20 protein-coding genes and 1 tRNA gene are annotated in these 21,598 nt (G+C 58.0%); 5 read left to right on the forward strand and 16 right to left on the reverse strand.

Annotation, left to right across the window (positions count from 1 at the left end; genetic code table 11):
• Positions 1 to 16: 16 nt before the first annotated feature.
• Positions 17 to 1,105, reverse strand: a complete 1,089-nt coding sequence (locus WMP97_RS03225) for a S1 family peptidase (RefSeq protein WP_023020822.1) — start codon at positions 1,103 to 1,105, stop codon at positions 17 to 19.
• 149 nt (positions 1,106 to 1,254) lie between these two features.
• On the opposite strand from WMP97_RS03225, the gene WMP97_RS03230 reads away from it, so the two are divergent.
• Positions 1,255 to 1,695 (forward strand): DUF1990 family protein, encoded by a 441-nt coding sequence (locus tag WMP97_RS03230; protein ID WP_023020821.1) that lies wholly within the window; start codon positions 1,255 to 1,257, stop codon positions 1,693 to 1,695.
• Positions 1,696 to 2,000: 305 nt separating this feature from the next.
• On the opposite strand, the gene WMP97_RS03235 is transcribed toward WMP97_RS03230, so the two are convergent.
• From WMP97_RS03235 to WMP97_RS03280, 10 genes are all read right to left on the reverse strand, one after another.
• A complete protein-coding gene (locus WMP97_RS03235) occupies positions 2,001 to 2,822 on the reverse strand; it encodes a kinesin (protein ID WP_200288006.1) in 822 nt (273 codons plus the stop codon).
• Between the two features lie 24 nt (positions 2,823 to 2,846).
• Complete coding sequence (locus tag WMP97_RS03240; protein WP_200288008.1) at positions 2,847 to 3,659, reverse strand: ABC transporter ATP-binding protein; 813 nt, start codon at positions 3,657 to 3,659, stop codon at positions 2,847 to 2,849.
• Positions 3,660 to 3,661: 2 nt separating this feature from the next.
• The gene (locus WMP97_RS03245) at positions 3,662 to 4,645 is read right to left on the reverse strand and encodes a FecCD family ABC transporter permease (protein WP_200288010.1); all 984 of its coding nucleotides are present in this window, start codon (positions 4,643 to 4,645) and stop codon (positions 3,662 to 3,664) included.
• Positions 4,635 to 5,567, reverse strand: coding sequence for a FecCD family ABC transporter permease (locus WMP97_RS03250; RefSeq protein WP_198010448.1), 933 nt, complete (start codon positions 5,565 to 5,567; stop codon positions 4,635 to 4,637). Before WMP97_RS03250 ends, WMP97_RS03245 begins: the two co-directional genes overlap by 11 nt.
• 29 nt (positions 5,568 to 5,596) lie before the next feature.
• Entirely contained in the window at positions 5,597 to 6,469 is an 873-nt protein-coding gene (locus WMP97_RS03255) for an ABC transporter substrate-binding protein (protein ID WP_023020815.1), read from the reverse strand.
• Positions 6,470 to 6,611: 142 nt separating this feature from the next.
• Positions 6,612 to 7,058, reverse strand: a complete 447-nt coding sequence (locus WMP97_RS03260) for an ABC transporter ATP-binding protein (protein ID WP_023020814.1) — start codon at positions 7,056 to 7,058, stop codon at positions 6,612 to 6,614.
• Positions 7,059 to 7,586: 528 nt separating this feature from the next.
• Positions 7,587 to 8,348: a hypothetical protein gene (locus tag WMP97_RS03265; protein WP_340439785.1), complete on the reverse strand. Its 762-nt coding sequence runs from the start codon at positions 8,346 to 8,348 to the stop codon at positions 7,587 to 7,589.
• Complete coding sequence (locus tag WMP97_RS03270) at positions 8,341 to 8,721, reverse strand: hypothetical protein (protein WP_340439786.1); 381 nt, start codon at positions 8,719 to 8,721, stop codon at positions 8,341 to 8,343. The genes WMP97_RS03265 and WMP97_RS03270 overlap by 8 nt, the downstream gene beginning before the upstream one ends.
• A gap of 362 nt (positions 8,722 to 9,083) precedes the next feature.
• A tRNA-Met gene (locus tag WMP97_RS03275) sits at positions 9,084 to 9,160 on the reverse strand.
• 154 nt (positions 9,161 to 9,314) lie between these two features.
• Positions 9,315 to 12,305: a UPF0182 family protein gene (locus WMP97_RS03280; RefSeq protein WP_200288036.1), complete on the reverse strand. Its 2,991-nt coding sequence runs from the start codon at positions 12,303 to 12,305 to the stop codon at positions 9,315 to 9,317.
• Between the two features lie 90 nt (positions 12,306 to 12,395).
• Between WMP97_RS03280 and WMP97_RS03285 the strand changes: the two genes are divergently transcribed.
• Together WMP97_RS03285 and WMP97_RS03290 are read left to right on the forward strand one after the other, a co-directional pair.
• On the forward strand, positions 12,396 to 12,932 hold the full coding sequence (locus WMP97_RS03285) for a PPA1309 family protein (protein ID WP_023020808.1): 537 nt from the start codon (positions 12,396 to 12,398) through the stop codon (positions 12,930 to 12,932).
• Between the two features lie 46 nt (positions 12,933 to 12,978).
• A complete protein-coding gene (locus WMP97_RS03290) occupies positions 12,979 to 13,650 on the forward strand; it encodes a beta-N-acetylglucosaminidase (protein ID WP_340439787.1) in 672 nt (223 codons plus the stop codon).
• A 5-nt stretch (positions 13,651 to 13,655) separates the two neighbouring features.
• On the opposite strand, the gene WMP97_RS03295 is transcribed toward WMP97_RS03290, so the two are convergent.
• Complete coding sequence (locus WMP97_RS03295) at positions 13,656 to 14,720, reverse strand: YlbL family protein (RefSeq protein WP_316360376.1); 1,065 nt, start codon at positions 14,718 to 14,720, stop codon at positions 13,656 to 13,658.
• Between the two features lie 93 nt (positions 14,721 to 14,813).
• Between WMP97_RS03295 and WMP97_RS03300 the strand changes: the two genes are divergently transcribed.
• Positions 14,814 to 16,226 carry a zinc-dependent metalloprotease gene (locus tag WMP97_RS03300; RefSeq protein ID WP_340439788.1) on the forward strand — a complete coding sequence of 471 codons (1,413 nt, stop codon included), beginning with the start codon at positions 14,814 to 14,816 and terminating at the stop codon, positions 16,224 to 16,226.
• Here the strand turns inward: WMP97_RS03300 and WMP97_RS03305 are convergent.
• Complete coding sequence (locus tag WMP97_RS03305) at positions 16,223 to 16,744, reverse strand: M48 metallopeptidase family protein (protein ID WP_301716048.1); 522 nt, start codon at positions 16,742 to 16,744, stop codon at positions 16,223 to 16,225. The genes WMP97_RS03300 and WMP97_RS03305 overlap by 4 nt on opposite strands.
• A gap of 127 nt (positions 16,745 to 16,871) precedes the next feature.
• On the opposite strand from WMP97_RS03305, the gene WMP97_RS03310 reads away from it, so the two are divergent.
• Positions 16,872 to 17,693: a hypothetical protein gene (locus WMP97_RS03310; protein ID WP_340439789.1), complete on the forward strand. Its 822-nt coding sequence runs from the start codon at positions 16,872 to 16,874 to the stop codon at positions 17,691 to 17,693.
• Here the strand turns inward: WMP97_RS03310 and WMP97_RS03315 are convergent.
• From WMP97_RS03315 to WMP97_RS03325, 3 genes are read right to left on the reverse strand one after another with little or no spacing between them, the layout of a single operon-like run.
• On the reverse strand, positions 17,671 to 19,728 hold the full coding sequence (locus WMP97_RS03315; RefSeq protein WP_340439791.1) for an ATP-dependent DNA helicase UvrD2: 2,058 nt from the start codon (positions 19,726 to 19,728) through the stop codon (positions 17,671 to 17,673). The two genes, WMP97_RS03310 and WMP97_RS03315, sit on opposite strands and share 23 nt — an antisense overlap.
• Complete coding sequence (locus tag WMP97_RS03320) at positions 19,721 to 20,452, reverse strand: NAD(+) diphosphatase (protein ID WP_340439793.1); 732 nt, start codon at positions 20,450 to 20,452, stop codon at positions 19,721 to 19,723. The genes WMP97_RS03315 and WMP97_RS03320 overlap by 8 nt, the downstream gene beginning before the upstream one ends.
• Complete coding sequence (locus WMP97_RS03325) at positions 20,453 to 21,547, reverse strand: potassium channel family protein (RefSeq protein ID WP_034655803.1); 1,095 nt, start codon at positions 21,545 to 21,547, stop codon at positions 20,453 to 20,455.
• Positions 21,548 to 21,598: the final 51 nt, after the last annotated feature.

The following is a 21,598-nucleotide window of genomic DNA, read 5'->3' on the forward strand; positions in this document are numbered from 1 at the left end:
GAATGCCTCAGTACAGCTAGTCTTCAGGCAGCGTGAAACCGGCACCTACGCCACCGCGGCGGTTCATATCCGCCAAGACCGCATCCATATTGGTGGCAGCAGTCGGGTTATGAACCGGCCCCTGCAATGGGGTACGGCACGGGAAATTCACCGGCAGGAATCCACCGGAAATGGAACCAATGAGGCGGCCATTGACGAGCAACGGCGCACCAGAATCACCCATCATGGCGCAGACTTGGTTTACCTGAATCTTCTTTGCCTGCTGATAGGTAATACCGCAGGTCTTGCCGGTGGCAACGCCCTGCTTGCACACCTGCTGGCCCGGTTTGACGCCACCGCCTAGTTCATTGACAGTTACGCCATTGTAGGAACGGGACACCTTAGCCTTGGAGCCGAACTCAATGACGGCGTAGTCCAAGTCCTCGTTCTTAGACACCACGGTGCCCGTCGGGCCGATTTGCTCCGAATCAGCGGAGGTAACTGAATCGCCCACATTGCCGCAGTGGCCAGCGGTCAGCCCCACCTTGCGGCCACCATTATCGTTGCCTGCCGCGGTCAGAGTACACATCGTCTTGTCATTGACGTAGAGCGGGGTGCCTGGACCATAGAGGGAGTCACCCTGATTCATGGCTGCAACAGACTCTTCTGGAATGCGTGGGGCATCAAACATGGAACCCGGCACACGGTGCAGGACGTAATCAGCCTGTGGCTTTCCGGCGGCTACCTTGGAAAATCCATCGTTTTTCCACTTATAGTTCGGATTGGTTCCCTTCGGTTTAAACTCCGGCTGGGTAGCCTGCTCCGCTAGACCGATGGGATTCGGATTAGTCATCGGCTCCGCGTACTGTCCTTGCTGCAGGTTCTGCTGCACGGCTTGCTGCGCGTTGCGCACAGAGGAATCCACGGCATCGGTAACATTCTTATCCACCTGCGGGGTCTGGATGCCGACCCCCGCTAGGTTATCGCGGACCTGGTTAATAATCCCTGCGGAGTCGAAATCCGGTTGGGGCAATTCCTGGGCGCCTGCGGCCGGGGAACCCAGGAAAAACGCACCAGCGAAAGCCGAGCCCACTAGGACTTTCTTGAGGTGCGGAATGCGAAGCATCAAGGTACCTACTTTCAGTTGTCAACATCGTGCAAACTCGATAGTGGCACGAAAAAATTGTGGAAACAGCAAACTCTTGTGACTGTGTCCAAGCCGTTATATTTCTTCCAGACTTCGGGGGTGATCACCCCTCCCCTATCATGGAGAACATGCCCACACCGCTGTCCTATTCTGATGTCTCCGACTTTCCACAGCTGCATATGTCGCGGGTTATCGATGCTGACTTTGACGCCGCCGCACACCGACTTTTCCGCTGGTCAGTACAACGCAGCGGCCTTTTCCGTGTCCGCCCGACCCATGAGGTTGTGGAGCTCGGCGCGGAGGTCACCCTCGGCTTGGGTCCATGGGATTTTCACTGCCGCGTAGTCGATGTCTTCCATGAGGATGGCCGCTGCGGATTCACCTATGGCACCCTCCCTGGACACCTCGAGCGCGGCGAAGAGACCTTCACCCTAGAGCGTCTGCGCGATGGTCGCACGGTATTGCTTATCGACGCCGCCTCAGAGCCCTTCCTACCCTTCCTGCGCCCCCTTGTGGACGTGCCGAGGCGCCTGCTTATCAGCAGGCTATATCTCCACGCGCTGGACTAAGCGGCAACGATAGCCGCATTCATCTCGCCTTTAAGCTGTCCGTTCTACCTTTTTGTGGTGCTCACCAGGAATTGAACATCAGGTCATGCTGGGAGCGGCAGCAGCTTAGGACAGCCGTGGGTTCGTTGACAAGCAGCACCTGTGGATCCTCTACTAAGGGTGCAACCTCTTCTCCCCCATCACGTTAAGAGAACTTTTTCCTCTACGGTATCCACAAAAGATCGGATGATTGCCGAGTATATTTCGATCAAATAAAGCCGCCTCCCTGTAAGGAGACGGCCCTTTAATCCGAAGAAAACGTGGATCTAATTCTTGCGTTTATCTTCGATGGATTCGCGTGCGTCACGAACAGCGCCCTTGACGCGATCGAAGAATCCGCCCTTCTTCGTGGTCTCTTCTTGGTACTCGTGAGCCTTATCTTCCACAAAGCCCTTAGCACGCTGGAAGGCATCACCTACGGCGCTACCTGCCTCCGATGCCTTCCCCTTCAGCTGGTCCAAACGCTCATTGCCAGCCTCGCCGGTGACGTCATCTGCTTCGTCTCGGTCATCGCCAGACATCTCTGGATCTACATCCAGATCATTGACAGAGGTTGGGGTCTCGCCCGAGGCTTCCAGATCAATGTTTGGCTGCTGTGGGGCAGAACCAATGTGTTCTTCCTTCGCCTCACCTACGATGTGCTGGCTCGGTGCATAGTCCGCGTTGTTCTCATCCAGCGCTTCCTGCAGGTCCGGCTGCTGTGGGGCAGAACCAATGTGCTCTTCCTTTGCCTCACCTACGATGTGCTGGCTCGGTGCATAGTCCGCGTTGTTCTCATCCAGCGCTTCCTGCAGGTCCGGCTGCTCTGCGGCCTTGCCAACATGTTCTTCCTCCGCACCAGCGACAACGTGGTTCTGCGGCTCATACTTGCTTGCGGTGGGCTCATCTCCGTCCGCAGATGGCTTACCGACCGGCTTGGACAGGCCGGCAGCACCTGCGGCGCCCGCAGCAGCTGCACCAGCAGCGACACCCGTAGCCGCCCCGGAGGACTTGTCAGACTTAGCAGCTGAAGACACAGAATCCTCAGAAGCTAAGTACTTGTATTCGTTACGGTCCAAGTCGACCTCGTGGCCTAGTTCGTTCGCCATTGCTACTTACTCCTTTTAATAGATTTATCTTCTTCCTTCTAGGGTTCCAGAAAGTTCAGGAGCGTGCACGGAAATGGGGATAGGAAAGCGTCTACCGGTGGATGGATCAGTCATCTCTAAACACTCAACTTGGAAGGTTTCGCGTACGAGTTCAGCGGTCATCACCTCCTCGGTAGGCCCTTCGGCCACAATGCGCCCCTCACGCATGGCTACGATTCGATCGGCGTAACGCGCAGCATGGACCATATCGTGAACCACCATGACCACTGTGGTCCCGGCACCATTGAGGTCTCGGATGAGCTCCAAGATGGACAGTTGGTGCGCAGGGTCGAGGTAAGTAGTCGGCTCGTCAAGCAAGGTAATTGGTGTTTCTTGGGCCAAGGTCATGGCGAGGAAAACACGCTGGCGTTGACCGCCGGAAAGGTCTGCAGCAGGGACGTCGAGAAGCTCGCTCACCCCAGCACGCGAGGCAGCACGCTCAACCGCTGCATGATCTCCGGCCCGCATCGTCGCTAGCGCCCCTGTATAGGGATAGCGGCCGTAGCCGATAACGTCGCGCACTAGTACCCCTTCCGGAGCCGCAGGGTGTTGTGGCAGAAAAGAAACTTCACGGGCAAAGGCACGCGAGGAATACTCACTAATTTTTTGGTCCGCGAGGTACACCGCGCCTGCGCTGGGCGTAAGTTGGCGCCCCAATGTTTTGAGAAGCGTCGATTTGCCGCAGCCATTCGGCCCGATCAGAGCCGTTACTTGACCGCTAGATAAGCGGAGATTTACATCTTTGACCACATCGGGACCACCGTAACCCACGGTCAATCCGCTACATGTCAATGTCATGTCTAGCCTCCATTTCGCACTCGGGTTAGCCCAGTCAATAGGAAAATGAAATAGGGTGCGCCAATCAGCGCGATGAGCGCGCCAACGGGGATTTCCGTGGGGGCGAAGGCCCAGCGACCGAACGTATCGCATACAGTCACGAGGGTCGCGCCGCCTAGGGCCGCCACGGGCATTTGCCGGCGCAGGTTCGAACCAACCATCAAGCGGGCAGCATGTGGGACGATGAGCCCGGCGAAGCCCAAGACCCCAGCCGCGGCGACTCCCGCTGCGCCGAGGATAACGGCCAAAGCTATTGCTATGAGGCGCCACATCTTGGCGTTCACTCCAATGCCGGCCATGGTGGAACCATCCAGTGCGAGCATATCCAGGTGTTTTGCCACCACCATCGCGGCGGTTAGGGCGAGAAGGATAAAGGGGGCGACAATAGTGGCGTCGCCAAGCGAGCGGGCGTAAAGCGAACCTTTCAGCCATGTCATGGCCGCTCCTGCCTCTGGCGCGGCGCGCACCAGGAGCAATTCGGTGATGGCACCCAGCCCAAAAGATACCGCCACCCCGGTAAGGGGCAGGCGCACCGGATCGCTTGCCCCGCGTCCGGCGAGAAGGAGAACCAACCCAGTTCCAGCCAACGCGCCGATAAAGGCGATAAAGGTCAGCAGGTGGGCCGGCAGGGCGCCTGCTCCCATAAGTACCGCAACGGCCGCGAGCCCACCGCCGGAGGTAATACCCACCGTATCTGGTGCGGCCAAGGGATTGCGTAGCGCGGATTGCAATATACAGCCAGAAACAGCCATGGCACTGCCCGCGCAAATACCCACCAAGATCCGCGGTGCGCGGTACTTCCATATGAGCGGATCTCCGGTAAAGAAGCCAGTGGTCACCTCGCCCGGCGATTTCATCACCGCACCGACGCCCATGCCGATAACTGCGCTCAATATCAACGCCAGGATGAGTCCTACTAGAACCCCTACAATTCTCTTATGCCGCATGTCTCCTCCTCCCTAGCGCATGGACGGACCACAGCACTAAGGGCATACCAGCCAAAGAAGTCACGATGCCCACTGGGGTCTCGGCTGGCGCCCAGATTGCCTGCCCAACCGAGTCGGCCACCAGAAGCACCGCTGCTCCTACAATTCCAGCCACACATAGCCCCATGCGATGGTGCGGGCCGCACACCCGCCACGCTACGGTCGCGGCCATCAGCCCCAAAAATCCAATCGGCCCGGTTGCGGCTACCGAAGGAGCAACGAGCACTACCGCCGCCACAATGGCGGCCAACCGAATGCGCTCCGGCTTCGCCCCCACAGCACCGGCCACGGCATCGCCAGCTACGAGCAAGTCCAGCGTTTTCGCACCGACTAAAGTCAAGGGAACCACGACCAGCACAGCGATCAGCGCGGGCATAATATCGCTTAGGCGTACACCGGCAAGCCGGCCAGAAAGCCACGACATCACCGTCGCCAGTTGAGCTTCATCCACCACCAGGAAAATGGAGGTCAAGGCGCTACACAGCGAGGAAACGGCAACGCCAACCAGAACCATGCGCTGGATCGCACCGCTCTTGCCGACGCCCACCGTCACCCCCACAGCAATCCCCGCACCCAGCAGCGCACCGGGCAGCTGGTCAACGCTCGAGGTTTCGCTTCCTAAAAACATTGCGGTTGCGACTGCACCGAGTGCCGCACCGGAGTTCACACCAGTGATGGACGGATCGGCGAGCGGATTCGCGGTTGCCGTGCGCAGCAATAACCCACCTACACCTAGTGCAATACCGACCACCGTGGTAGCAAGGAGACGGTCAAAAGCCACGCTATGCAGCTCTTCTTCTAACCACGGGGTATCAACTGGCACCTGAACATGGCGGAGCCGCCACCACCACACAAAGGCAGCGGCAGCGGTTGCAAGGACCAAGCAGACGCTGGCTTTAGTTCGAGGTGCCACTACTTTTCAGCGGCGATAATGTCATCGAGCATATGCTCGGCAGATAATGGCCCGCGGGCGCGCGACCAGATATCTTGGTCTACCTCTACGATGTCACCGCTGCCCTTGGCATAGGGCGTCTTTTTAAACGCTTCGACGTCCTTGTACATAAAGACTCGGTCAGCCTTCATTCCAGGGAGCTTATCGCCGGTCAGTTCCGCTACATCAGTCTTAGATTCGATAGAAGACTTCTCGCCTTCGAAGGCATAGTCATAGCCCACTTTACTCAGTAGCGACTGAGAGAAAGAGGGGTTGACCCAGGTATAGAGCATCTCGCTGGACCAGCCAGCCACGACAGCACGACTACCCGGCTTTACCGTGTCCTTGGTCTGAGCAATCTTGTCCTCGATGCGCTGACGGACATCTTTAGCCTTTTCCTCTTTGCCGAGTTTGGCCGCGATCTCATCCATCGAGTCCAGCACGTCCGAGTAAGTTTCATCTGGGTAGGATTCCGTCTGCGCAATCTCTTCCAGTTGCGGCATGATATCAGCTTGACGGGTAGGGCTAGCCAAAATCAGATCTGGTTCCAAAGACTGGATAACTTCTAGGTTCGGCTGCTTGGCTTGGCCCACGGAGGTCGCCTGACCTAACTGTCCCTTCAACGTAGTTGGTGCCTCCGACTTGCCGATTTCCACGATTCCCACTGGGTCCACATCGAGGGCCTTGAGAATTTCCTCATAGCGCCAATCGAGCGCCACAACTCGCTCGATTTTCCTATCTTCACCCGGTCCCTGAGAAGAATCAGAAGAACACGCAACAAGGCCTGCGCCTAGGGCTAGGGTGGCTACAAGTGCGATAACTGCACGCACATTCATGAAGTCTCTCTTTTGCATAGGCTTACCTTAGCTTTATAAGGGTTTACTGTCTAGAGCCTGATTGCTTCCCTCTCCATGACGGACCATGCAGCCACAGGATGAGTTCCATGAGGGATAGCGGTGAGGAGCGGAAACCGAAATCCGCTCTAGCCACGATCATCTACAGCCTCTGCGAACGAACTCCAAACTGCGGTCTTTGGTGTTCATCTTTCGAATGCTCTAGCCCTTGAGCACAGCGCGGGAAACGATGACGGGGGGCGTCGCTGAAAGGATCGTCCCAGATTTCTACATCGATACCGTAGGCTGCGGCTAAAATATCCTTCCGCAGTGCTTCCTTGGGAGTCCCCCGGGCTATGACCTCGCCGTTGTTCATAACCGCCCTGGTGTCGGAGTACTGACCAGCCAACATGTGGTCGTGCAGCACAACAACGACTGTCTTACCAGCGCGGGCTTGCTTGCGAACGAGCTCCAAAACACTAATCGCGTGGGCGGGATCAAGGAAGGTCGTAGGCTCGTCGAGCAGCGGCACCGGCGCGCCCTGAGCCAGAGCCAGTGCAAGCCGTGCCCATTGCCGCTGGCCGCCGAAGAAAACGAAAATGGCCCTCATCGGCGAATGGGGAGCAGTTCATCAGTCTAGAGGGGCTAACTGTCATTGGCCTTACAACGGTTCCATATCTATAGGCTATGCGAAGTTTCCATAGCCAGAAATGGTGCTCACCCATAAGAACGCTGATACGACGAAAGCCGCGGCGAATGTGAAGGCAAAAGCACGCCATGATCGGTCGCTAAGCCGATCCTTTTTCAACATGTAGACAGATATGGCTAATACACCCAACACCACCAATGAAGGTAGAGGTAGCCCATAGAAGACGAAAGGTATTGGAAGCCATGTGGACAGGAGCACTCCGCCATAAAGGGTTGCGACGCCCAAGACAATTCCAAAAAGTATTCCCGGAATGATCGTTCTTTCTTTCACAACAAATTCCTTACCAATCAGTTTATCTTAATCAGGCCACCGTTTTTAGCCTGCGCATGACATTCATGGGCCTGACCCCGGAAATTAGACACGTCGGGGGGTCAGGCCCCAGTTTTCTATCTCCAAAGTAAACAGACCCAAACCGCTTTTGAGTGGCAGCTAGATGATCGGTGATTGTGAATTGTCTAGCCAGGCCACGATGTGGTTTTCGGCTTGTCTCGCGGACGGTAGTTTGTCGAGGCGGCGGTCTCCGTTATGGTTCGTGAGAAGAAGCGGGAAGTAGTTTCCCTTGGCATTAAACTTGACCTGGAGGGTCTCGCCGTGCGAATTCTGGTACGTAACGAAGCTAGCGGACGGAGCCTCCGACAAGTGAGTCAGCCACTTGGGTACGGCTTTGGCAGAGGTGTAACGTTGCTCGCCCAATACGGTAGACGAGGTGGAGATGTCAGTGGTTTCGTCGCCTTCCAAGATCGGAATGCCCAAATGCGGGACCGAAATGGCGATGCCCTGGTGGAGGCCGAGCGCTGAAAGTTTTCGGGCGTCGCTCGAGAGATTTTCCGTGGAGATGTCGATTTTGGCTTGGCCGGGAGCTGGTGGTTCAACCTGCGCCAACTGCGCAATTGCGTCGAGTGCCACCATAGACTGAGGTGTATCTTCGAGGGCGGTGATGGCCAAGTTAAGAGACTCGCGCTGCGACGTACTCGCCGTGTACAACTCGAGCGAGTCGGACTGATTCACTGAATCCAGCAGGATGCCGAGTATTTCGCCTTGGTAGGCGTAGATGGCCTCATCGATGGCGGTGGTGTCATGAATATTGCTCAGCAGGTGGTGGAGGTGCTCAGCGGCATCCGAGTCCATGGATTGGTCGTAAACTTTCGCATACAGTCGTCCGATGAGCAGCAGTGCGGAATCGCTATGCATAGTCTTTCGCTCCGTAAAAGTCGAAGGGGTACGGGTGGCTGGTCTTCCCGGCGAGGGGGTTTCGATCCTGTGGAGCGGAAAGCCATCCGGTGATGGCGCTGAGCACTTCGGCAGGCAGGCGCACTTCTTCCCCTTCTGCTGCAGCGAACCTGTAGCTGAGGGCGCCGGGTTTGTCAGCGTTTCCGTCAAGTCGCTCGGCCAGCTCGAATATTGTCAGCGCAGTGATATCTGCAACGAATCTGATTGCGTCATCAGATGACAGGGGCCCTGTTTCCTGGATTCGCGTGTGAAGCTGTTCCATGGTTGGCGTGACGATGTCTTCGAGGTCCGATTGAAATTGCGTCAGCTGTTCGTTGGTGGGCTGCGTTAACACTCTTATAACACTCCAGGGTTCCACGGGATATTTGTAGGTTGAGACAAGCCTTGTTGCTTGAGCTTCTCGATACCATAATCGGTTAGTGCTTCCGCTTCAGATTGGCTGAATCCGACCGAGGTGTGCGCCTCTACCTCGATGGCTCTCACTTCGTTCCGAGTATAGGTATCGACGTCAGGACCGAAATTCTTGGCAAAATCATCATATCCGCGTCGTTGTGCTGCAGTGATCTCTTTGTGAAGCGCAGATCCGGTTGCGGGATTGCGCGGTGCAGGATTTTGAGACTAGTGCACCAAATGGCGATTTCAGCATAAAACGAAAGAGACCCCTACCAGCGTTTCCACTGGTAGGGGCCCGGAAGTTGGTAGCGGGGGCAGGATTCGAACCTACGACCTCTGGGTTATGAGCCCAGCGAGCTACCGAGCTGCTCCACCCCGCGTCGAGATGACTTCCATCATCTGCGCTTGAACAGTACGTTAACACTAAGTGTATTCGCTCTGTCCTGGCGACTCATGTAACTATACATAGGGAAAGGCACCTACCCAAATCCGCTGGGCAGGTGCCTTAATCGCTGCTTTTAAAGAGTGAAAGAACTACTTTTCCGTCTTCTGATAAGACTCAACTGCCTTATCGAGTTCATCCAGGGCGCGGCCGTATTCCTCGAAGGAACCATCGCGAGCATCCTCTAGGCCCTTCAAAGCCTTGTTGATGTCATCGATGGCGCCTGCCTGGTCGGAAGAGGAAGGAGCGGAGGCTGGGGCCGACTGCTTATCTTCCTTGGCATCCTTCTTATTCTTGTCGTCCTTGGTGTCGGTCTTTTCGCCAGAATCGCCGTCGACTTCCTCAATATTCTGAGCAGCCTTGGCATCGATTCCAACTTGTTCAAGGGCATCACCGATAGTGGGGGCGTAGCCTACGCGGCCCTTATAGGACACGAGTACGCGCAGCAGCTTCGGGAAGGCAGAGGCCTGGTCCTTGCGCTGCGAGTAAATCGGCTCAAGGTACAGGATTTCGCCATCACCTACTGGCAGGGCCAGCAGGTTACCGTTGTGCAAGTCGTTAGTGCCTTCCCACAGGGTGCGGTCTCGGGCGACCTGGTCAGAAGACATCATCGCATCCTGCGCCTGCTTCGGGCCCTGAGTCTGCGTATTGGTCGGCAGCACCCGCACGGTGATATCGCCATAAGTTTCCGGATCGGAGGAGACAGCCATGTGTGCGGACAGGAACTCGCGGTTCAAGCCGCGATAAGAGGTCGTCAGCTGGAAGCTGGGCTTGCCGGTCTCTGGATCTGCGGCCATCACGTAGTAAGGCGGCTGGTTGAGCTGGCGAGATTCCTCCGCAGTGGGGTCATTCGGCACGGACCAGAAGGCATCGTTGTTGAAGAATACATTCGGGTCATCCACGTGGTAGCGCGCCAGCAGGTCACGCTGCACCTTGAACATATCTTCCGGATAGCGGAAGTGCTGGCGTAGCTCGTCAGAGATTTCTGCCTCTGGCTTGACGACGTCCGGGAAGACTCCCTCCCAAGCCTTGAGCACTGGGTCATTCTTATCGAACTCGTAGAGATCCACGCTGCCGTCATAGGCATCGACGGTGGCCTTTACCGAGTTACGGATATAGCCCACTTTGTCATTGACAAGGCGTTGGGTCGTGCCATCAGGATTGAGGGTGTCCTGGGTGGCGTCGGAAAGCGAAGCGCGCTGGGAATAAGGCAAGGACTCCAAAGTGGTATAGCCATCGACGATCCACTTCAGGCGGCCATCCACTACGGCCGGGTAGGTAGCAGAATCGGTGGTCAGCCACGGAGCAACCTTTTCCACGCGCTCGCGCGGGTCGCGGTCGTAGAGGAGCTTTGACTCGCTGCCGACGCGGTCAGAAAGCAAGAAGTTCAGCTCGCGGTACTTGGCGGCGTACATAGTGCGGTCGAAGATATTGCCAATGCCGACGCCACCCTTGCCGTCATAGGTATAGGTGGAGCTATCGGTGTCATATTCCACCGGGTTATCGCCAGTCTTGCCGGTAATGGCGTAATCCATGCCATCGGCAGCGCCAGCAATAACCGGGCCATAGTAGATGCGCGGCTGGTCTACCTTGATGCCCAGAGACTTCTCGGCGTCTTGGGTTTCGCCTTCGCCCTCCGACTCACCGGCCTGGGTCTGCAGATCAGAAACGGTAAAGATGGGGAAGCCTCCGCGGGCAGAGCCCGCATCGCGGGCTACCTCATCGACCTTATTGGCCTGCGCTGCCACAAAGCCATTGCCGTGGGTGTAGACGGTATGACGGTTAATCCAGTCGGACTGATTCTCCCGCAACTCATTTGGATCCAGCTCGCGCGCAGCAACGACGAAGTCACGCTTCTTACCATCGATCTCATAGCGGTCCATCGATAGCGTCTCTGGGAAGCCGTAGAAATTCTTCAGCTGCTGCATCTGGGTGAAGGTAGGAGAAAGAATCTCCGGATCCAGCAGACGGAGGTTATTGATGGTGGCGTTATCAGAAGCCACCTTGTCATCAGAGACCTCGTCCCCACCCCAGTTGTCTTCATAAGTGACATGGTCATCGGTAAGCCCATAGGCATAGCGCGTGGCCTCAATATTGCGGGCAATGGATTCTTCTTCCTTTGCCTGACGGTTTGGCTGCACGGAAAAGCGTTCCATCAGCAGCGGCCATGCCTGGCCGATAACCAGCGAGGACAGCAACATCAACACCACGGCCAGACCCGGGATGCGCAGGTCCTTAATGACGATGGCCATAAACAATGCCACCGCCACAAAGACGCCGATGATCATCAAGATGATTTTCGCCGGCAGGTAGGCATGAATATCGGTATAGGAACCACCGGTAAAGAGATCGTGCTGGGCATATAGGAGCTCGTAGCGCTCCAACCAGTAGCCGATGACCTGAACAACCATCCACAGGCCGGCAGTAATCGCCAGCTGCAGGCGAGCCGAGTGGGAAATGGAGCCGCGAACTCCTGCGGCCTTATTGCCAATGCGGATGCCACCCAGCACATAGTGACCGAAAAGCGCGATGAGGAACGCCAAAATCAACAGGATAGATAGGGTGCTGACCACCATCTTCAAAACCGGCAACGTGAAGGCATAGAAACCTAGGTCGTGGTGGAACTGGGCGTCCTGTTGGCCGAATTCCTGGCCGTTTAAAAATAGCAGGACCGTGCGCCAATTAGCCTGGCCGATGAAACCGGCAATGATGCCCACGATGGCGGGGATGACCTTGAAGAAGACGCCCATAGACTTTTCAATGGACTTGCGGTACTGATACACCGGCGAGTTCAAGTCCCCAAGGTCGAGCGAATCCGGACGCCCGCGCCAGGCAAAGAAGCCCGCGGCCCACACCACGGCAGCGGCGATGAAGCCGAAGATGATAAAGAGCACTATCCGCGCAATAATCGCGGTGGTGAAGACGTTCCGGTATTCAATCGCACCAAACCACCTCCAATCCGTGTACAGGCCCACAAACATGGGGCCGATGAACAAAAGGAGGGCAATGATGGCCGCAATGATTGTCGCGACCCGCGGGGGCCGCTTCAACGGGGCGGCTGGTGTGGATGACCCTAAGGACAACGCCAGCTCCAATCAAATAGTGCGAATTTAAAACCTGTAGACTTCTTCCAGCTTAAGGAAGCAATACACAGATAACGAATAAGGATGTTTATGAGTTCCCCCGAATTATCACAGCCAGCTTTAAACCGCGCGATGACCGAAGCCGTGGAATTCGTCCATGCAGAGGGCTGGGACGCCCGCCCCACTATCTTCGCGCTCGTTCCTACCCACTTGGTAGCAGACCAGCTTGCCGCCCTCGATGAGGAAGATGCGGCGCCGCTTACCCTTATCGTGCAGGATAATGTGCCTGAAAACATTGAGCCCGGTTCTGAGCAGTTGGCCGACTATGTCTCCCGCTTGGCTTGGCCGCGGGAGGTGGCCGGCGTCATCCTGGCCCAAGAGATTAGGTTCCGCGATACCTCCAGCGAGGACCCCTCCCCTCGCCCGGCGCGCCTGTTTTCCGGTGCGCTGCGTGAGGAAGGGATTGAAACCACATTGCTGCAGCTGCGCCCCACCGAAGAGGAGTTGGAAGCAGCCGGGCCATTCGCGGAGGATGACATCCAGCTGCGCGGCGGCCCCCAGGTAGCACCCGGGATTATCGCGGCCCTGCGCTATGGGCTGAGCCAGGACCCGGATGAACTAGATTAGACTGGAAAGACAATTCTCGCTTGCGACTAAGGAGCAGTTTCCTACCGTGCGACGCTTTACTCTCACTCGCCTGACCGCTACCCGCGCTACCGCAGCAGCACTCCTGCTGGGGGTAAGCGTGAGCGCTGCCGGCTGTTCCTCGGATGATGCCGCGCCTGCCGACGTCCCCGTGGAGACCACCACTGCCGGCGCCGAGGCCGCCACATCTGAAGCGGACTCCTCTGAGGAGACCAGCGCCTCCTCCAGTTCTGCCTCCACTACTGTTTCCAAGGTCGAATCGAGCGCGGCGGCAAGCTCGGAGGAGTCCGAGGGGGCGTCGGCAAGCAAGGAACCCGGTGGCGAGAAAATGGAGAAATCCGTTGCCAAGGCCTATGACATCTTCGCACCCGTGGCACCGCAAGAGCTTTTCGCGCACTTCGATCGCTGCGATTCCACGGGCGGGGATGACTCGTATAACTGCTCTGGGCCGAAGGTAGGCCAGTTCCAGTTCTTCCGCTCACACTCCAAGGCAAAGCAGACCACGCAGGTGCTTACTGAGCTGCGCAGCTCGCAGGTCATTGAGGATAGCGGCGACCGCGTTGTGGGCTGGTCCACGCTGGGCACCACGGCGGTTATTACCGTGGTGGACAATAAAGAAGGCATGGTCATGCAGCAGATGATCTCCTCAGACCAGGAAGATCCGGAAGAGAAGATCAAGGAATTGGGCCTAGCTAAGTAGGCCGCTTATTGGCAGGTTTTAATTTCCTTGCCGTCCGCGAAGTCTTTCATCGTGGATACCGCTTCATCCAGGTTGGACACTTCCGCGATGGGCATGTCCCCGTGGTCGCTCGCGGCGGCTTCGGAGCAATTATCTTGTGGCGCCAGGAAGAGTTCCGCGCCGGCTGCGTGGGCGGCGGCGATTTTATGTTGGATGCCGCCGATGGGGCCCACCTTGCCATCTTCTTGAATGGTGCCGGTGCCGGCCACAAATTTGCCGCCGGTGAGGTCTTCTTCGCTGAGCTTATCGATGACCGCCAGGGTAAACATCATGCCAGCGGATGGACCACCGATATCCTGCAGGTTGTATGTGACCTCTATATCGTCTTGCGGGACCGAGAGCATGGCGATGCCCAGCATCGCCTGCCCCTTCTGGTGGGGGTTCTCCCCTAGCTCTATTTCTTCTTCGTGCTTTTTGCCGCCACGCTCCACGGTCATCGTGACCTTATCGCCGGGGCTCTTTTCCTTGATGATGTCTTGAACCTCACCCGGCTCCGAGACTTCCTTGCCCGCCACGGCGGTAATGACATCATCCTTTTTCAGTTTGCCCTGCGCAGCACCCTTATCCAGCACCTCTGCGATGGAGATCTTTACCGGCAAATGCAGGTAGTCCATGGCTGCCAGAGTCGCTGCGGACTCGGATTGAGTAAAGGCCTGCTTATTGGACTCTTCTACTTCTTTATCGCTCATGTTCTGCGGGATGACGGTATCGATGGGCACGATGGTGTCATCGGTCATCATCCAGCGTCCCAGTGCCTGGGCCAAGGTCATATTGGTACGCACGGAGACCGTAGTCATGTTGAGGTGACCATCCGTGTCATAGGTTTTCGGGGCTTGAACGTCAACGACCTGGGTGCCGTCTACCTCACCCAATGTGTCTACCGTGGGGCCTGGGCCTTCGGCAGCATAGGGGACGGTCAAAGACACATCGGTGCCGGGAATATGGTCAAGCGATACCAACGCACCGGTTAAGACGACGGGGATAGCACCCCAGGCGATGGTGCGGACGCGACGGCTAGCAGGAGAATTCACGAATCACTACCCTACAACCTTTGCCGTCGTGTTCGCTGTCAGCGTAGCAGGGATCATGGAAACTAGCCGGATGGTGTCGGTAGATTAGGACGCATGAGCAACGGATTCGGTTTTTCTTTCCCCAATAATGATGACGACGATAATGACGGACGTCGTGACCAGAACCCGTTCGGCGCATTCGGCGGCGCTAATGGTGGCGGCCTCGGTGACATGCTGAACCAGTTCGGTCAGATGCTGTCCGGCATGGGCTCTTCCATGAACTCGCCGGAAAATTCCGGCCCGGTTAACTACGACATGGCCAAGCGCATCGCCCTGCAGCAAATCTCCCAGTCAAAGGGTGTGAGCGCGGACGATACCAAGGCAGTCGAGGAATCCGTCCGCCTAGCGGAGCTGTGGCTTGATGACGCTACCTACCTGCCCACCGCCTCCGGCACGGCCAAGGCGTGGGATTCCAAGCAGTGGTTGGAAGAAACCATGCCGGCCTGGCAGCGCATGGTCACTCCGGTGGCGGAGCATATGAATGATGCCCAGATGGAATCGATGCCGGAAGAAGCCCGCGAGATGATGGGCCCGATGACCAAGATGATGAGTCAGATGTCTGGCATGAACTTTGGCATGCAGCTCGGTCACGCCTTGGGTGATTTGGCTGCGCAGGCGTTGACCGGCTCTGATTTCGGTCTTCCCATCGCCCCGGCCAATACCGTGGCACTGTTGCCACAGGCCATTCAGAAGGTCGCCCGGGAGCTCAATATTCCTGGCCAAGAGGTGCTGGTCTATATTGCAGCGCGCGAGGCCGCGCGGCAGCGCCTGTTCAAGCACGTGCCGTGGTTGGTAGAGCGCATCGTCTCCTCTGTGGAGGAATATGCCATCGGTTTGGTCATTGACACCTCCCACTTGGAGGAAGTCACCCGCGAGCTCAACCTAGAGTCCGGCGATCCGCAAGCAATCCAGGATGCGATGAGCAAGCTGCAGGGCATGGACCTCTCCCCACGCATCACGTCCAAGAACACTGCGGCAGCCTCTCGCCTAGAAACCCTACTGGCATTGGTGGAAGGCTGGGCCGAGCACGTCGTCACAGAGGCACTGGGCGAGCGCATCCCATCCACCTCGAAGCTAACCCAGGCATGGGCGCACCGCCGTAGCACTGGTGGTTCTGCCGAAAACGCCTTCAGCAAGGTCGTTGGTATCGAGCTCAACGCCCCCAAGGTTTCTGAGGCCGCTGAGTTGTGGCGCCGCGCCACCGTTGCCGTGGGTGCGGAAAAGCGCGATAAGGCGTGGGACCACCCGGACTTCCTGCCAACTGCAGAGCACCTAGATAACCCTGCCGCCTTTATCGACTCCCTATTGGATGACGGCCCTGATGAGGGCTTTGAGGAAGAGTTTGCCAAGCTGGAGGAAATGCTCAAAAACGGTGAGGATTCCTCTGCTGCTCAGGACGATGAAACCGGCGAGGCCGATGGCCAAGATGAGCAGAAAGAAAAGGGCAACGAGGACGACGAGAACTAACAGCCCCAGCGCTGGTAGGCCTCAAGATAGCCCTTCGCCCGCTCAGCGTGGGGCGCCCTGTCCGCCCAGTGCCAAAAATCCCGCCCATGGCGCGGGATGAAGGTGTGGGTGAGCTCGTGAATGATCACCGAATCCAGCACATAGTCCGGCACGTGTTGTAGCCGGTCGCTCAGCCGAATATCCGCGGTGGAGGTAGTACAGCTACCCCACCGCGTATTTTGATTGCTTACCCAACGAATAGAGCCGATGGTAGCGCGGCTGTCTAAGAAAGCCGCGTTAAGCCGCCGAGCACGCTCTTCTAATTGCGCGTCCGAGCGGCGGCTACTGCCCTGTTTCTTTTCTACCCGCGCCAACATATCCGCCACTGCCTCGCGCTCATCGCGAGCGGACATCCAGGCGGGGATGCGTACCTCGAGCACCCCGGAGACCATGCGAGCCTGCACGGTTTTCTTCCGCTTGGCGGAACGAATGACTTTGACCTCTGGGGTTTGTGGTGCGGGGGGCTGCGTGCTCGACATGACAGGTGATTGTACCTGTGGTGCAATGGAATCCACATGCATCGGGGAAAGGGGTAAAGGCGTGGGGGCTTGTGTCACCCAGGTAGTTTTGGCGCCGGGCAGCGCAGTGTTTTGCCGCGAGGAAACGGTGGTTCAATTTGGCATGGATGCCACCCGCGTTGGAGTGGCAGAAACGGGCAGCGCGCTTTCCGTCGCGGCGGCCTTCAATACCGCTCGCGAGCCAGTGAGGCCAGAAGATTTGTCTGGGAGACTATGCGCCGCAGGTCTAGATGAGGCCGCAGCGCATAGCCTTATCGAGGACGCACTGGACTATGGCATCCTTTGGCCTTATAAAGAGGCCGTAGAGAAATCGGACACTCTTGTCTTAATGGGAGAATCCGCACTGGCGCAAGGCTTACGCGCACGCCTGGAGGCAGATGGATTCCAAGTTCGCATCCCGTTAGAGGATGACAATATCTTTTCCTATATCCACGACCTCGACGGCATGTATCCGGTCCTGGCCGTAGACCAGCTGCACTGCCCGCTGGATTGCGCCAATGCACTGGCGGGGACGGAAACCACGTGGCTTCCGGTGTCTTTATTGGACAATCGTGGCGTCATCGGGCCGGTACGCGTGCAGGGCCGAGGCCCATGCCCACTGTGTGCGCACCTATCCCGCGTGGATACAGACCCGCGCTGGAATATCATCAGCACCCAATTACCCCGCGTGCGCCGCACCCCAGAAGCCGTGGTGCTCGATGCGGTCTCAGCGCATACGCAGGTGATCATTCGGCGGCTTATGGGGCGGCCACTGCCGCCGGGAGCGCCGACCGCGAAGCCGCGCCCTGGGCAGCAGTGGGAGGTCGATGTCTACGGTCACCACCAGCAACGCACCATCATTGCGCATCCGCGCTGCCCAGTATGTTTTGGCGGGAAAACCAACCTGGCTAGCTGCGCACCGAACGAATGACCTCGAGTACTTGGGCGCCATAGCGCTCCAGCTTGCTGGGGCCTACACCGGAAATGGACAGCATTTCTGCCTCATCGGCAGGCAGTTCCTCCGAAATGGCCTGCAGGGTGGCATCGGAAAAAATAACATAGGCCGGCACCTTTTCCTCGCGCGCAACCTGGGAACGCCACGAGCGCAAGGCAGAAAAGACCTCTTCATCTCCGCCTCCCTCGCAGTCTTCGTGGCGGCCGATAACCTTTTCGGCCGGTGTCGCCAGCAGACCTGAACATACGCGGCAGCGTTTCGGGCGGCGTGAGCGAGTCCCCTTGCCAGAGGCGTCTTCGGCCGCCGGTACGATGCCATCAAGGAAGCGGGTACGCTCGCGCGAGGCTCGCGAACCAGTGGTCTTCGCCAACGCCCACGACAGCGCGAGGTGCTCGCGGGCGCGGGTAATGCCGACATAGAACAAACGACGTTCTTCCTCAATCTGCTCATCGCCCGCCTTGATAGCGTGGTTGATAGGCATGAGCTTTTCTGTCAGCCCCACGAGGAACACCGCATCCCATTCCAAGCCCTTGGCAGCGTGCACGGTAGCTAGCGTGACGCCTTCCATGGCTGGGGCCTGTTTATCGGTGGAGCGCCGGCGCAGTTCCCCCAACACCCCGTTGAGATCTATGCCAGGAGCCGATTCCACAATCTTCTCGATGAGCCCTACCAATGCGTTGAGGGATTGCCAGCGCTCGCGGGCCTGCGCGCCCTGCGGCTCGGTGGCGCTTAGCCCCAACTCGACAAAGGCTGCGCGAGCAATTGCCACCGGATCATCCGGCAAGTCCTCACGACGGGTCGCGGCGATGAGAACGCGAATGGCCTCTAGGATCTCCGGGCGGCGGAAGAAGCCCTCGCCGCCACGGACTTGGTAGACCACTCCGGCGTCAGCAAGCGCCTGCTCAAACTGCTCCGACTGAGCGTTAATGCGGTAGAGGATGGCAATCTCAGAGGCCGGTACGCCCTGGTCCAGCAGTGTGAGAACCTGGCCGGCAACCTCCTGGGCCTCAGTCTCTTCAGACTCATAGGCCTTGAAGGTGGGCTCTGGACCAGGCTCGCGCATGCCCTGCAGCTCCAAGCGTGTGCCAGCCGCACGCCCTGTGGCCTTGCCAATGACCCGATTGGCCAAGTCCGTTACCTGCGGCGTCGAGCGGTAGTCACGCTGCAGTTTGACCACGGTCCCATCCGGGTACGTGCGCGAGAAGTTGAGCAGATAGTCCGGAGAGGCGCCGTTGAAGGAATAGATGGTCTGATTTGCATCACCCACCACGGTGAAATCGTCGCGCCCGCCCAACCAGGCATTGAGCACCCGCTGCTGCAGCGGGGTTACGTCCTGATACTCGTCTACCACAAAGGTGCGATACTGCTCCCGGAAGGTTTCTGCAATTGCCGGCACATTTTCAATGGCACCCGCGATGTGCATGAGCAGGTCATCGAAATCCAGGTGCATCATGTCCGGTGTGGCCTTGGACTGTTCGTAGCGGCGAAAGGCCTCTGCCACCTTGGCGGGATCAGCCGGAGCGCTGCGGTCCGTAGTGGCGATCACAGACTCATAATCCTCGGCGCTCACCAGCGCGGACTTAGCCCACTCGATCTCCGCTAGGACGTCACGGATCATATCCTTGGAATTATCTAACCCCACCGAACGCACCGCGCGGGCGACCAGCGGGAATTTATTATCCAGCAGCTGCCACGGAAGGTCCCCCGCTACCTGGGGCCAGAAATACTTCAGCTGGCGACGCGCCGCGGCGTGGAAGGTCTGCGCTTGTACGCCGGCCACGCCCATGGTGCGCAGGCGGTCGCGCATCTCTCCGGCTGCCCGCGCCGTGAAGGTCACCGCGAGCACGCGTTGCGGGCTCACAAAACCCTGGTCTACCAGGTTGGCAATGCGATAGGTAATAGTGCGGGTCTTGCCCGTACCCGCGCCAGCCAAGATGCACACGGGCCCGCGCGGCGCCGTGGCCGCGCGCAGCTGATCTTCATCCAGCAGGGACAAATCCGGCTTAGTCACCGTGATACCACTCCATAATCATCGTGTGTGCAATTGAACCCGGACGGGCCAGCTTAAGCTGAGGCAGCTCGGCGCGCTCCACCCACCGGATTTCTTCCAGTTCCCCATCAGTATGGCAGGTGGGCTGGACATCAGCCGTTTGCGCACAAAAGCCCAGCATAAGCGAGCCGCTCGGTGGCCACGCCTGCGAGCCCCAATAGCGAATATGGTCCACCCTACGCCCGGTTTCTTCGAGCGCTTCGCGTGCAAAGGCTGCCTCCGCAGTCTCACCGGGTTCAACGTAACCAGCGATCAAAGAGAAGAAGCTATTGCGGCGGCGATTGCGCGCCAGCAAAATCCGGTCTGTACCGCTGAGGCGAATGAGCCCAATGACGGCGGGATCCAAGCGCGGGAAGACCAGCCGTTTCTCGTCGTGCGGATCGCGCCCAACGATTCCCGGCGCCGGGTAGTCCAGCTGGCGTCCGGTCCGGGGATCAAAGCGCTGTTCGCGTCGGTTGCGGATAAGCGCGATGGCTTGCAGGATAACCGGCTGGTCTGCAAAAAAGGTTGCACTTTCCAAACGGCCTAGCTTCCCGGCACTATCCTCCGAGACCAAGAATGCCTGCAAGGTGCCTAGGTCCACCACGACCTGCTTGCCGACGCCCCCGGGAACCTCTTTCACCAGCACCGGCTCCCCCACCCCCGTAACCGGTACGAGGCCACTAGGAGTTACTGGGAGGAACATTTAGTCCTCGTCATCATCGTCCATGACCTCAATGGGTTGTTCCATCTCGTGCTTGATATACAGCAATCGGTCTCCCGGCTTCAACGCGGAGGCGTCCGCGGTATCCACTCGGTGCAGCTCATTATTGCGCAGGACAGCAAGCACGATATCTGCCAGGTGGCGTGGGTTAGAACCAACCTCAAACTCGCGCACGGCACGCTCGGCCACGGAGAAGCCCTCATTAGGTGAAAGCAGGTCTTCCATCATCTCCACCACCGTCGGGGTCACGGTAGCTAGGCCCAGTAGTCGGCCGGCAGTCTCAGCGGAGGTGACCACGGAATCGGCACCAGATTGCAGCAGCAGGTGGCGATTCTCAGACTCGCGAACCGACGCCACAATCTTGGCCTTGGGTGCAAGCTCTCGCACGGATAGACAGCACAGCACCGCAGTATCGTCCGTAGATGGGGTTACAACAATAGAGCTTGCGTGCTCTACCCCAGCGATCTTCAATACGTCTTGCTTTGTGCCGGAACCAAAAATGGTGACTAGTCCGTGGTGCTCTGCGTGAGCTAGGGAGGCACGGTTGGTATCAATGACCACGATCTGGGAGGACGGAACATCATCGGCCAGCAGCGCGGCCACCGCTCCGGCGCCCTTGGTGCCATACCCGATAACGACGGTGTGGTTACGCAATTGCTTTCTCCAGTTCTGGATTTGGAAAGTACGTCGGGCCTTATCCGTTAGCACGGACAAGGTCGCGCCAACCAATAAAACAAGGAAGATCAGGCGGGCAGGTGTAATAAGCGTTAAGTTAATGAACCTGGCCTGCGGGGACACAGGAACGATATCGCCGTAGCCCACTGTAGTTAGCGACACCGCAGCATAGTAGGCGGAATCCAAAAGCGACATGTCCTCGCTATATCCACCGCCGTCCAAATAGACCACGACTGTCACGAAGACAACAATGCCTAAAGCCCACAGCACACGCTTGCCCAACTGACGCCACGGGCTGGAATTTTCATCCCTCGGCACCGTAATGACGTCAATGAGCGCGTGGTCCGGCTGCGAGGACAGCTCAACCTGCGGCAAAAAGCGACTCTTAAAGTGCGACTTCATAGCTCGCGCACGATTTTTGCCCACTAGCCCCGCCTTTTCTGGTCTCGAATG

The organism is Corynebacterium sp. KPL4072 (genome assembly GCF_037908395.1).
GTDB classification, from domain to species: Bacteria; Actinomycetota; Actinomycetes; order Mycobacteriales; family Mycobacteriaceae; genus Corynebacterium; species Corynebacterium kefirresidentii.